The 13,535-nt window shown below is 39.9% G+C and carries 11 protein-coding genes and 1 pseudogene; 3 read left to right on the top strand and 9 right to left on the bottom strand.

Translation table 11 applies throughout. From position 1 onward, the window contains the following. Position 1: 1 nt before the first annotated feature. The 5 genes from IEU65_RS00835 to glmS form a co-directional block, all read right to left on the bottom strand. On the bottom strand, positions 2-1,720 hold the full coding sequence (locus IEU65_RS00835; protein ID WP_010279278.1) for a proline--tRNA ligase: 1,719 nt from the start codon (positions 1,718-1,720) through the stop codon (positions 2-4). 37 nt (positions 1,721-1,757) lie between these two features. Further along, positions 1,758-3,011, bottom strand: coding sequence for an RIP metalloprotease RseP (gene rseP, locus IEU65_RS00840; protein WP_010279276.1), 1,254 nt, complete (start codon positions 3,009-3,011; stop codon positions 1,758-1,760). Positions 3,012-3,024: 13 nt separating this feature from the next. Next, positions 3,025-3,819 (bottom strand): phosphatidate cytidylyltransferase, encoded by a 795-nt coding sequence (locus IEU65_RS00845; protein WP_010279274.1) that lies wholly within the window; start codon positions 3,817-3,819, stop codon positions 3,025-3,027. A gap of 3 nt (positions 3,820-3,822) precedes the next feature. After that, positions 3,823-4,599: an undecaprenyl pyrophosphate synthase gene (uppS, locus tag IEU65_RS00850; protein WP_010279270.1), complete on the bottom strand. Its 777-nt coding sequence runs from the start codon at positions 4,597-4,599 to the stop codon at positions 3,823-3,825. Between the two features lie 118 nt (positions 4,600-4,717). Then, the gene (gene glmS, locus IEU65_RS00855; protein ID WP_010279264.1) at positions 4,718-6,523 is read right to left on the bottom strand and encodes a glutamine--fructose-6-phosphate transaminase (isomerizing); all 1,806 of its coding nucleotides are present in this window, start codon (positions 6,521-6,523) and stop codon (positions 4,718-4,720) included. 206 nt (positions 6,524-6,729) lie between these two features. Between glmS and ade the strand changes: the two are divergent. Together ade and IEU65_RS00865 are read left to right on the top strand one after the other, a co-directional pair. Continuing rightward, positions 6,730-8,403 (top strand): annotated as a pseudogene (ade, locus tag IEU65_RS00860) (adenine deaminase). After that, complete coding sequence (locus IEU65_RS00865; protein ID WP_147651318.1) at positions 8,400-8,888, top strand: hypothetical protein; 489 nt, start codon at positions 8,400-8,402, stop codon at positions 8,886-8,888. Before ade ends, IEU65_RS00865 begins: the two are co-directional and overlap by 4 nt. A gap of 43 nt (positions 8,889-8,931) precedes the next feature. Here IEU65_RS00865 and mgtE read toward each other — a convergent pair whose 3' ends face one another. Genes mgtE through IEU65_RS00885 form a run of 4 tightly spaced genes read right to left on the bottom strand, consistent with a single transcriptional unit; the run spans position 8,932 to position 12,627 of the window. Continuing rightward, positions 8,932-10,296 (bottom strand): magnesium transporter, encoded by a 1,365-nt coding sequence (mgtE, locus tag IEU65_RS00870; protein WP_010279260.1) that lies wholly within the window; start codon positions 10,294-10,296, stop codon positions 8,932-8,934. 2 nt (positions 10,297-10,298) lie between these two features. Beyond that, complete coding sequence (locus tag IEU65_RS00875) at positions 10,299-11,201, bottom strand: RluA family pseudouridine synthase (RefSeq protein WP_031941022.1); 903 nt, start codon at positions 11,199-11,201, stop codon at positions 10,299-10,301. Positions 11,202-11,260: 59 nt separating this feature from the next. After that, entirely contained in the window at positions 11,261-12,055 is a 795-nt protein-coding gene (locus tag IEU65_RS00880; protein WP_188352213.1) for an NAD kinase, read from the bottom strand. Further along, on the bottom strand, positions 12,052-12,627 hold the full coding sequence (locus IEU65_RS00885) for a GTP pyrophosphokinase (protein ID WP_010279250.1): 576 nt from the start codon (positions 12,625-12,627) through the stop codon (positions 12,052-12,054). The genes IEU65_RS00880 and IEU65_RS00885 overlap by 4 nt, the downstream gene beginning before the upstream one ends. 138 nt (positions 12,628-12,765) lie before the next feature. Between IEU65_RS00885 and IEU65_RS00890 the strand changes: the two genes are divergently transcribed. Beyond that, positions 12,766-13,380 (top strand): DsbA family protein, encoded by a 615-nt coding sequence (locus tag IEU65_RS00890; protein ID WP_010279247.1) that lies wholly within the window; start codon positions 12,766-12,768, stop codon positions 13,378-13,380. Positions 13,381-13,535: the final 155 nt, after the last annotated feature.

Raw genomic sequence — 13,535 nt, forward strand, 5'->3', positions numbered from 1 at the left:
TTTATTCATTGTCACCTTGAAGCAAAACGGAAACTGAGTCAACCACTTCACTTACGCGCATTTCAATATTAGTATTACTTGCACGGACTTTGACTTCAACAACATCTTCACTCGCCTTTTTGCCAACCGTAATTCTAATTGGCAAGCCAATTAGATCAGCATCGGCAAACTTAACACCAGCACGTTCTTTGCGGTCATCCACCAAAACTTCCAAATGTTTGGCTTCTAACAAAGCTTCAAGCTCTTCAGCCACACGTACTTGATCAGCATCTTTCGTATTAACCGGTACAATATGAACATCAAATGGCGCAACACTGGCTGGCCAAACAAGCCCGTCCTCATCAGCTTTTTGCTCTGCAATCGCACTTAACAAGCGTGAAACACCGATGCCATAAGAACCCATCACAACATCAGTTTGACGACCATTTTCATCCAGAACTTGAGCGCCTAGTGACTTAGAATATCGGGTACCAAGTTTAAAAATATGACCAATTTCAATACCGGAAGTAAATACAAGGTGCCCTTTGCCATCAATTGCCAAGTCACCTTCTCTAGCAACACGAAAATCGCCAATATTTGTTTCCTCAATTTGGACGTCTCGTCCCCAATTCAAATTAGTCAAATGATAACCATCCTCATTGGCACCAGCGACAAAATTAGCCAAATCGGCAGCACGTTCATCAACCAAAAGTTGCACATTTTCAGGTAATGCAACTGGTCCTAGTGATCCGAATCCTGCACCAACAATATCACGGACACGATTTTCATCAGCTAATTCAAATGTATCAGCATTCAAGAAATTTTGAACCTTGACCTCATTGACATCATAATCACCTGTTGTCACAACTGCTACCAGTTGATCGTCAGCAATAAACATCATTGTTTTAACAAGTTCATTGGATGATTTACCCAAAAATTCTGCTACTTCCGCAATTGTTTTTGCATCAGGGGTTGCAACTTTTTCTGATGTCAATAATTCTGCATGACTGGTTTTTCTCTCATAGAAATCTTTGGCCATTTCCAAATTTGCCGCATAATCAGTCGCATCAGAATAAGCAATAGTATCTTCTCCAGCATCCGCAGGAGCAGAAAACTCCTTCGAATCTGATCCACCCATAGCACCGGCGTCACCGACAATTGCGCGATAATGAAGACCAAGTCGATTAAAAATGTTGACATACGCTTTTTCCATATTGTGAAAGGCGTCATCAAGACCTTCTTGGTCAGCACTAAATGAATAAGCATCCTTCATAATGAACTCGCGTGTTCGAAGCAATCCAAAACGTGGTCTATTTTCATCTCGGAATTTTGGTTGGATTTGGTAAACCACTAAAGGCAATTTTTTATATGACTTAATTTCATCAGCAATTAATTGGGTAAAGGTTTCTTCATGCGTTGGTCCTAAAATAAAATCACGATCTTGTCGATTTTTGAACTTGTACAACGCCGGACCGTATGTTTCATAACGCCCTGAACGCTGCCACAATTCTGCTGGTAAAATTTCTGGGACTAACATCTCATTGGCGTCAATTTTTGACATTTCTTCCCGAATAATAGCTTCGATTTTATTTAAAACCCGCTTAGCCAAGGGTAAATATGAAAACATACCAGCTGCAACGGGGCGGATATAACCTGCTTTTAACAATAATTGGTGGCTTTTAACCTCAGCTTCCGCCGGAACTTCTCGTAAAGTTGGCATCAGTAATTTAGACTGTTTCATATAAACTCCTCTTTTATTGAATATACTCTCATTTATTTTATCGCAAAATATCATTAATAGTAACAGCAATCATCAGAATTACCATTGCAATTGCACCTACCACGGTGACACCATTTTCAAACGATGCTGGTAATGGACGCCTTAGAATTGCTTCCAGTAAGTTCAAGATTAGTTTACCACCATCTAGAGCTGGTATTGGAATTAAATTCATAATACCTAAGTTAATCGACAAAAATGCCATATAGAATAGAATATTCAAAAATCCTGTTTTAGCAACAGTTGACGTTGTTTTGGCAATTGAAACTGGACCACCTAGTTTATCCAAACTAAACCCACCACTAAACAAATGTGTCAGCGCGTACCAAATTCGACTGGTTGTTGAAGCTGTTGTGTTGACACCATACTGTATGCGTGCACCAAAGCTCTGGTGCGTTTTCTCTGTGATACCCACCAACGGCGTTCTTGTACCGTTAACCGTAACCAATTTAGGTGTGACTTTGATAGTCTCTTGTTTACCGTCACGTACAATATTAATCGTCAGTTGCTTGTGTCCAGCACCGCTAATAGCGCTTGCTACATTTTCCCAAGTTGTGGTTTTTTGTCCATTCACTTTGGTAATTTGGTCACCTGCTTGCAGTCCAGCCTTTTGAGCTGGCATGTTGTTTTGAACTGTGCCCACAATCGGTTCGTTAAGTGTAACGCTTGGCAAGGTAAAACCTAGTCCTGAAAAAACAACTAAAGCTAATACAAAGTTCATAAATGGTCCGGCAACATTAATCAAAGCGCGTCGCGATAATTTCGCACTTTGAAACCATGTGTCACGCGGGGCGATTTGGACAGTCACACCATTTTCTTCAATGATTGTCGCATCATGACTAACAGATAACACTTTCATCTCTGAATTATCAGCTTGGTAACCTGTCAACGTCAAGTCATCACTTAAGTCGAAAGTGTCAATTTGAAATGGTACACCTTGACCTGCCTGATCAATCCGTGTGTCAATTTCGATAACTTTACTCTCTTGGTCAAAGCGTAGTCGCAATCGTTGACCCGCTTCTAAGTCAGGTGTTTCATCCATTCCGGCCATCCGTACATATCCACCAACAGGTAAAATACGAATTGTATAGGCAGTGTGATTACGATTCCAGCTCAACAATTTTGGCCCCATGCCAATCGCAAATTCTCGGACCAATACGCCAGATTTTTTGGCAGCAAAAAAATGCCCAAATTCATGGACTGTGACTAATACCCCAAAAACAAATATGAATGCAATTATCGCTGTTAAACTCATTCCAAATCTCACTTTAAATTAACATGCCTAAAATTGACATCAATGGCATAACGACCAACATGGAGTCAAAACGATCTAAAATACCACCATGCCCTGGTAAAATATTACCTGAATCTTTGACATTGAAGTGACGCTTTAAGCCTGACTCGATTAAATCACCAAGCTGTCCAGCAATAGACAAAACAACTGCAAATAATAAGAGTTCAATGAAGTTATAGGCTGGTAGCCAGTTAAAGATAGTATACAGAGATGCCACAACAATTACTGCCACCAAACTACCGCCAATTGACCCTTCCCAAGTTTTGTTAGGACTAATTTTTGGCGCAAGTTTATGTTTACCAATAGCTCGCCCAACCATGTAAGCACCCGAATCAGTTAGCCAAACAATTAACATACCAAACATCACTGTTGCCAATCCTTTTGTGTCGGCTTGGAAAAAATAATGAAATCCAGTACCAATATACAGCATGGCTAGAGTCAATGTCCCAGCATCATCAAAATTAAAATGGTTACGACTAAATACTGTATGAAGTAACAAAAGAAAGGCTAGTATATAAAAGAATATATGCGCACTTTTAATGAGTGGAATGTCTTGCCAAAAACTATTGGGCAAGATCAGCGCTACAACACCAATAAAGCTGACCCAAGCTTCCGCAGAAACAAAAAAACGGTGTTTCATACGCAAAATTTCACTCATTGCAATCACACCCATAATCAGTGTCAGAATCAGAAGTGGTGCGCCTCCAATGATTAAAAGAGGGACAAAAATAATCAAAGCAACTACTGCCGTAATTACACGTGTTTTCATAGCTTACTGTTTCTCGCTTTCGTCATTAAGACCCCCAAAGCGACGGTCTCTTTTAGTATAAGAAGTAATAGCTTCTATCAAATCTTCGCCCGAATATTCTGGCCAAAGAACATTCGTAAAATATAGTTCAGCGTATGCAGACTGATAAGGCAAAAAATTACTCAAGCGCAATTCACCGGAAGTACGAATCATTAAGTCAGGCGTGGCTAAGTCACCTAATGGTGAAGTTTGAAGTGCACTGGCAAAACGATTGGCGTCAATCTCTTCAGCTGCCAAATCACCCGACGCAACCTGTTGCGCTAGTAATTTCGCTGCTGCCACAATTTCAGTTTGACCACCATAATTAAGAGCAAAGTTCAAAATCATGCCCGTGCCTTGCGCTGTTTGTTCAATCGCACGCTGCACGGCATCTTGCGTACCTTTAGGTAGGCCCGCAACATCGCCCATAACTTCAACACGAATATTATTTTTAATCAGTTCTGGTACAAAATCATTAAAAAAATCAATTGGTAATTGCATCAAAAAGTTAACTTCGTCATTCGGGCGTGACCAATTTTCAGTTGAAAAAGCATATAGTGTCAATACTTCAATGCCTAAGTCGCTGGCTGCAATCGCAACTTTTTTGACAGTTTTCATGCCCGCTTTGTGGCCCGCAACACGTGGCATAAAACGTTGTTTTGCCCAACGACCATTACCATCCATAATAATGGCAACATGTCGCGGAATTTTGAGCTGGGAGACGGTCTTCGTCTCCTCATTTTTAATTTTAAAAAGCGCCAAAACGCTCCTCCTTCGTATGCAACCACTAAATGCATATATTGTATCTAACCTATTTTACCAGAATGGCGCGCAAGGTACAAAAAAATTCGATAAGAATTATCCTATCGAATCATTAAAATTATTGAACCGTAACACTCTTTGCCAAATTACGTGGTCGATCAACGTCTAGACCACGGTCAAGAGTTGCGTAATAAGCGATTAATTGTGCCGGGATGACTGTCAACAACGGCATTAAGAGCTCATTAACTCCAGGTAGAACGAAAGAGTCATCTTTTTTAGCTAAAGTCTTAGCAGCAATAATAACCGTGTTGGCGCCTCGTGCTGCAACTTGTGCAATTTCACCTCGGACAAGTCCAGCAGTTTTAGCCTGAGTCAGCAAAGCAAATATCGGTGTACCTTCTTCAATCAAAGAAATTGTACCATGTTTTAACTCCCCAGCTGCAAAACCTTCAGTTTGAACGTATGATATTTCTTTTAACTTCAACGCCGCCTCAACAGCAACCGCTGCATCTAATCCACGTCCAATATAAAATGCTGAACGACGGTGCTTTAAGGCACTTTCAGCAATTGATTTGAAAGTGTCTTTTTGATCAATAATCACTTGCATTTCAACAGCAACTTTTGCTAACTCATTTTTTAAATCAAATGGTGTATGACCAACCGCTGCAGCCAAAATAGCTGTCACAATAATTTGTGCTGTATAGGCTTTTGTCGAGGCCACAGCAATTTCAGGACCAGCTAGCAAAGGCAAGGCAAAGTCCGCTTCGCGGGTTAAGGTTGAATTCATGACATTTGCAATGGTTAAGGTTGGATAACCTTGTTTTGTGATATTATCCAAGACTTCTCGTGAATCAGCCGTTTCTCCAGATTGGCTTAAGAAAATGAAGAATGGTTTTTTACTCAACAAAGGTTGCTCATAGGCAAATTCTGATGAAATATGAACTTCTGTTGGTGTTTGCGTCCACTGTTCAAAATACCGTTGTCCCACAAGTCCCGCGTGATATGATGTGCCGGCCGCAACAATATAAATGCGATCTGCTGCCTGCATAGCTTCGATAATTTCAGGGGCAATATTTTGTACTTGCCCTTCATCGTCAAAATAGTATTGTGACAGAGTACGTGCAACGATGGCCTGTTCATCAACTTCCTTTAACATGTAGTAAGGATAAATTCCTTTGTCAGTTTCTGAGGCATCAATATCTAAATGAAAGGCTTCACGGGTAATTTGTTTGCCATTTGGATCAAACAAATCAATCTTTTGCTTGTCAATGACAGCAATTTCGCCATCCATTAATTCAATAAAATCATGCGTAACATCCAACATCGCTGTTGCATCTGATGTCACAACGTTGCCGACTTCTGAAACACCAATCAATAAAGGACTCTTTTTCTTGGCCGCATACATCAAATTAGGTGTCTGGCGATCCATCAAAAGGAATCCGTAGGCTGAGTTGCCATCCAACAAACTAATCATCCTACGAAATGCATCAAATGTTGACAAGTGATTTTCTTTTGAAAATTTGTCAATCAATTGAACGGCAATTTCAGTATCTGTTTGTGAGTGAAGTTGAACGCCTTGTAAATATTGATCACGTAATGCTTCATAATTTTCGATGACACCATTGTGAACTAAATAAAAGCGTCCATCCTCTGACATGTGTGGATGCGCATTTTCAACTGATACACCACCGTGAGTGGCCCAACGCGTATGAGCGATACCCGCAGTACCTTCAATACCCTTACCTTCTGTTGCACGTTCCAAATCAGCTACGCGACCTTTTTCTTTAACAAGAAAGTCACCTTTTTCGCCATCATTAACATACACACCAGCTGAATCGTAACCGCGATATTCTAATTTTTCTAACCCTTTTAACAAACTAGGTAACACTTGATTAACGCCTGTAAATCCGACAATTCCACACATATATAGCCTCTTCACCAAAACTGGTTTACTTTTTATTTTTAACTAACAGTAGCTATTTTACAGTCTTTGTAACCATTTGTCAAACAATAAACAAGAATTGGTATAGTCCTATTTTTATAATTGGTATAATTAAAAAACAACGTAGTGTCAAAATACAAAGTCTGCCATTATGGTATGATAGATAAAACTTGAAAGCGAGATCTATTGTGACACAAATTGTAACCTGGCATATTCGAAACGCAAAAATTTTGGATGTTTTTAATCTTAAATTCGATGATACTGAGCTTTGGATTGACAATAATATAATTGTTTATCGTGGCCCACGAGATGATCTTGCTGCAACTCACACATTTGATGCCGGGGGTCGATATATTGTCCCCGGTTTGATTGACGCACATCTTCATATTGAAAGTTCTCTACTTGCACCTAGTGAATTTGGCAAATTAGTGCTACCTCATGGTGTCACTCGTATCATTGCTGATCCGCATGAAATCGCTAGTGTAGCCGGTATTTCAGGCATTCAATATATGCTCGAAGAAGCGCGGCAAACACCACTTCACATTCACTATATGCTACCATCCTCAGTCCCTGCAACGCCTTTTGAACACGCAGGAGCAACACTTCATGCCGAAGCTCTCAAGCCTTTTTACAGCATTCCTGAAGTAAATGGGCTAGCTGAAGTGATGGATTATCCTGCCGTCGCAAATGGTGACCCAGATATGCTCGAAAAAATCAACGACGCTTTAGCAGCAGGTAAACACGTTGATGGTCACGGTGCTGGTTTAAGCCGCGCACAACTTTCAACTTATCGTCAAGTTGGTATCGATACCGATCACGAAAGTGAAAACGCTGCTCAGGCTTTAGAACGTGTCGATGCAGGATTTTCTGTCTTTGTGCGTGAAGGCACGGTAGAACGTGATGAGGAAGCCATTTTACCAGCTATTACAACAGCCAATCACGCACATTTTTCATTTGCCACCGATGATAAAACTGCCAGTGACATTCAACATGAGGGGTCAATTGATTTTAGTATTAACCTCGCACTTCAAAATGGTATTGCGCCGGAAATCGCTTTTACTATGGCAAGTTATAATGCCGCCAAAGCCCATAACTTAAAGAACGTCGGCGCATTAACAGACGGTTTCGTTGCTGATTTGGTTATTTTTGATTCATTAACACAATTCAAAGCTCAAGAAATCATGGTCGAAGGTCATTGGTATGAAAATAAGTTTTCAACTGTGACACCATTAGCAAACCAGTCTCTGAATTTCACATTATCCGCTAGTGATTTAATCTTGCCACTGGCAGACGATATGCCTGCACATGTTATCAATATTATGCCTCACCATATTACAACTCAGCATACCGCTGAAAACGTGCCAGTCGTTAATCATCATTTTAAGGCGAATACAACATTTGCTAAAGTTGTTGTGGCTGAGCGTTAACACGACTTAGGACATGGTTTAGGGATCATTAAAGGCTTCAACATGAAAGCCGGCGCAATCGGCTCAACGGTAGCGCATGATTCACATAACGTCATTATTGCCGGTGTTGATGACAAGGATATGTTATTAGCTGCTGAAACCTTAAAGAAAATCGGTGGTGGACAAGTTGTCGTGATCGACGGTCAAGTGACCGCAATGCCTCTTCCAATCGGTGGCCTCATGTCTGATCAAGATTATCAAACGACTATTGATCAAAATCGCGCTTTAGATAAAGCTTTTTCAAAAATCAGCGATGTGCCATTTGATCCCTTCTTAACGCTCTCATTTATGGCTTTACCCGTTATCCCGAGTTTAAAAATAACAGACCAAGGATTGTTTGATTTTGATAAATTTAGCTTCATTGATATTCAAGATGCAGGAGAATTTAAGTCATGAAAGCCGTTAGTATAAGCCCACAAGACCTATTGTCAATATTTTTAGGTCAAAAGACCACTTTAACAATTGCCTATACTGGTCAGTTACTGATTGCAGCCAATAAAAATGATCAACCACATTTACCATCGGAAATGGCTGGTGCAATTGTTAACATTCAAGAGAATCAGCTCACCTTAGTCAGTTTAGTTCATCCTTTTAAAATAGAATCGGAAGCGCAATTATTTGAAGTTGATAATCAACTAATTCAGCGTGAACCCGTCAATTGGTTTGGTCCACAAGCTTTAGTGATCGAAAAAAAAATGAGTGATTTTGCTAAAACTTATGATGGTCCACGCGCAAAAAATGGTGGAATTCCACGCAACTATATTCCTAATGAAATTGCCGAACCAATCATTTTGTCAGACCGCTACTGGCAGACTTATGCACAATTCGTCAATGATCCCGACGGTTCATTTGCAGCTCAAATCAAACCAATGTTTGATTAATTTATCTAAAAAACGTATCATCCAAGTTCTGGACGATACGTTTTTAATTACCAATAAAATGAGAAATAAACAATTGTGCGACGTTAAAATAGATTAAAACTGAAGTCAAATCTGACAACGTTGTAATAAATGGACCACTCGCAACCGCCGGATCAAATCCTAATTTATCTATTAACACGGGAACAAGATATCCTGCCAAATTAGCAACCATAATTGCAATCGCCATAGCAATACCCACAGCTAATCCAAGTTCAAAATTGTGTTTCCAAATTGTCACGATTGCAAACACTGAAGCACCTGTCGCGGTACCAACTAATAATCCTGCCAGTACTTCGCTCCAAAAATTTTTCCAAGCTGTATTATCAGTTCCCACCGCCAATCGACGGACCGCTAGCGCCAATGCCTGCGTTCCGGCATTACCCGCTGTACCAGTAATTAGCGAAATAAAAACAGCCAAAATGGAAGCTTTTTTGACTAAACCATCAAACGAGCTAATCAATGTCGCCGTTGACATACCTAGTAATAGCAAGGCAATCAACCATGGAATACGTTTTATCGCTGAATGCCAAGGTGTATCATCTGTCTGGCTAACGTTAACGGCAGCCAAACCTGAATAATCTTCAACCGCTTCTTCGTCAATAACATCAACAATATCATCAACCGTGATCACACCGAGTAGCAAGTCATTGTCATCAGTAACCGGAATGGAAAGAAAATTATAATCAGCCACAATTTGTGCCACATCTTGCTGATCATCACCAGCTTTAACACTAATAATACGATCATTAGTGATGTCTGACACCAGCATATCATCAGGGTGTGTTAACAAATCTCGCAATGAGATAACGCCGACCAAGTGTTTTTGGTTATCCAAAACATAAACGTAACTAATTGCTTCAGCTTCAGCAGCTTGGTGTTTAACCAACCGCATCACTTCAACGACTCGCAAATCCTCAGTCACAGCTAAATACTCTGTTGACATCAAAGATCCCGCTGTTTGATCGTCATAATCAATTAGCTTACGCATTTCATCTGCTTCCGCTTTAGGCATCAAGCTCAAATACGTTGCAACCAAACGAGATGGTAGATTTTGCAAGACATCCGCCTCATTATCGGCGTACATGTTGCGTAAAATTTCAGTCGCTTTTTGCGGCGGCATTTCTTGGAGTAATTCTCCAATGTCGTCATCATCCGCATCCAAATTATCGAAAACATCTGCCAAAGTTTCGTCATCTAGTAAACGCCACGCAACGGCTCGCATTTGTTCAGGTAACCCACTATAAACCTGACCCATTTCAAAATCATGCAACGCTTTAAATGAGACAACAAAATCCTCATCTTGACCCGAATGAAGCAAATCAGCCAAGTGAGCAATAGTTTTTTGTAATTGTTCTGCAGTTTCTTCCAAGCTTAGTCAATATCCCTTAATGTCTTGAGATCCTCGGGTAATTTTGTGTTAAATTCACGAAAATCTTCGATAAATGGATCATAAAACTTCATATGATAGGCATGTAGCGCCTGACGTTGGAGCCCATACCAGAGGGGGCCATTATAAAGATCATCACCTACTAATGGGTGCCCAATATTTGCAAAATGAACCCGTATTTGATGCGTTCTACCAGTGTGCAATTGTACCTTGACACGCGTCATTGGGTGTTGCCCATTCTCATCATAACAACGTTCAACCCAGTACTCTGTCCGCGACGGCTTACCATCTTCACGAACTTCACGCTTAATAAAATCACCCTCAACACGACCAATTGGGGCGTTAATATCTCCGTGATCATCTGATATAATGCCAGACGGATAGGCCAAATAAAATTTTTCCACGGTATGATCTTGCAATTGTTGATCTAAAACAGCATGGGCGAATCGATGTTTTGCCAACAAAACAATGCCTGATGTATCCCGATCCAGTCGTGTCACTACGTGAGGTACCAAATCTTGTGCCTCAATTTGTTCTAAATGGCCCTTAACTTGATTAACCAATGTGTGTAGCCGATCAGCATGACCTGGCACTGTCGTAACCCCATAGGGCTTATCAACTACCAGCCAATGCTCATTTTCAAAAATAATGTTCAGAGGCTTGTAATCAGGTACGACGAGGTCATTACTCTCTTCTACCGGCATCACAATCGTCACTTTATCCCCATCTTTTAAATAATCAGACGTATAAACTGGCTTTTCATTGACCAAAATCGCCCCACCATTATGTTTCATTTGACTAAACATACGGTGGGAAACGCCATGTTTTTGCAGAAACGTACGCACTTTGCGCGCTTCTGATCCAGTATAAGTCCAAGTAAACTGCATATTCTTATCATACACATCATTTGTCGACGTGTATTTTTCTCCTAAAAAATTTAAAATATTTATTCAATGTCATTGATGAAGGCATTTTGTACGCGACACCAAAAATCAACGTGACGATATCTAGCAAAATGAACACATTTTTCAGACACTCTAAATCGCAATTCTAAAATATGATCACTGGCAATTTCTCCCTGATCATACATCACCAAAAAATTGTTACTCTGCGGTCTCATTACAATTTCTTGATCACGAGGAACAATCAGTGGCGATCCTAACGTTCTAAAAACACGATTGTTAATGGAGGCAATTTCCGACATTTGAATTGCCTGCAAAGCAGGGTGCAAAACAGCGCCACCATTAGCTTTGTTGTAGGCAGTTGAACCTGTCGGTGTCGCCACAGCGATACCATCACCCCTAAAACGCTCAAAAACTTCACCACCCAAATAAATATCGGCAACTAGCGTGCCGAGCGGTTGCTTAATGACGGCTTCGTTCAGTGCCAAATAGTGGCTTTTTTCTCCAGTTGTTTGAATAACAGTCAGTTCTAACAACGGATAACTAACTTTTTGCCCGTTATCATGACTTAAGCTGTCTACTAGTTGGTCTAATTCCGTGCTTAACCAATCTGTATAAAAGCCCAAATGTCCGGTATGTAAGCCAACAAACCTAACATGGTCAATTTGATTAACATAGTGCTGAAAAGCGCCCAAAAGCGTGCCATCCCCACCAACGGAAACGACAATATCAGGCTCTTCATTATCAACAGTTAAACCATGTTTGCGCATTTCTAAAGCAAGATTTTTGGCAACAACACGACTGCTAACATCTTCATTGTTGAAAATAGCATACTTCATTCTACTGCTCTTATTTCACTTAATTCTTGGTCTAAAGCAAATGTTGATTCTGATAGCTTGGTAAGACGATCGGCCAAATTATCACTTAATTCGCCATGCTTATAACGTAAATCATGTTCAACTGTTGCCCAAAAATTCATAGCCATTGTGCGAACCTGAATTTCTGCTAATACTTTCAGTTCACCACTATACATTTGAACAGGATATTCAATGACGATATGATATGACCGGTAGCCTGACGGCTTGGCATTAGTCACATAATCTCGCTCTTCTAAAATTTGAAAATCCGTACGTTGTCTTAGCAAATCGACCACAGTGTAGATATCTTCCACGTACTTGGTCATAATTCGTACACCGGCGATATCTTGTAAATCAAGCGACAAGCGACTTTCGTCTAGATGACGTCGCACAATTTTTTCTTCAATAGAGGCCTGCGATTTGACACGACCTGTCACAAATTCAATTGGTGAATCCTCACCATTTTTTTCATATTGATCACGTAATCCGCGTAATTTAACTTTTAATTCTGATACAGTTTGAACGTATGGTGTAAAAAAGATTTTCCAATCCATATTACTACCCCTTTTATACAATTTAAAACATCACTATTACATTTTAACATATTTTTGAGCCTATCATTTGTCAATCCCAATATTGACGGTTATACTAATATCTTGGATATTTAAATTGTTTTACGTAGGAGAAACACCATGATCGACATTTACCACTTCGCAAATCCTTTATCAGATAACTGTTTAGTAGCCGAAGAATGCCTTGAAAAGCTCACCCATACATTTTTTCAAAAAACGCGCTTACGCTTTATTCCTCTCATCAATGAACAAGTAAGCGCTAAATTAATCCAAGGTGAGCAAGCGCTACCGATAATGGATATGCCTTATGACAAGGAATCCTTAACTTATCGTGTGATTCTTGATTTTAAAGCAGCACAAATTGAAGGTAACAAAAAGGCGCGACCTTTTTTATTGTCTTTACAAAGTGCTTTAATTACCAAAAAACAGCCATACTCTCTCTCATTGATTACAAGCATCGCCACACAAGTTGGCCTTAATCTCGACGACTTTTTGACAAATCGGATGAGTCAAGAGGTCATTGATGCGCTAAAGGCAGACCAAAAATTAGCTTGGCAGTTACTGAATAAATATAGTGTGGCGATTGTGATTGATGACTCAAGTACACTTGAAACAAGTCTATTAACGAATTTTTCAAAAGAATCTCTGACAACTCATTTCAAAAATTTACGCCAACAGTTTGTTGTTAAGACAAAAGATTTGATATCTCCTGAAAATGCCAAAACGTTTGCTTAACTTTGCTATAATGCCATAAAATCAAATCACTATCAATCTAAAAATGATGACTAAATCTTTTAATATTACTTGTACAACGACATTTTCAGTTTGACACAAAAAAGCATAATGATTCATCAACACAGATAAATCATTATGCTTTTTTGTGTGACGCC

This window comes from Leuconostoc pseudomesenteroides KCTC 3652, from assembly GCF_014634745.1.
Taxonomy (GTDB): Bacteria; Bacillota; Bacilli; order Lactobacillales; family Lactobacillaceae; genus Leuconostoc; species Leuconostoc pseudomesenteroides.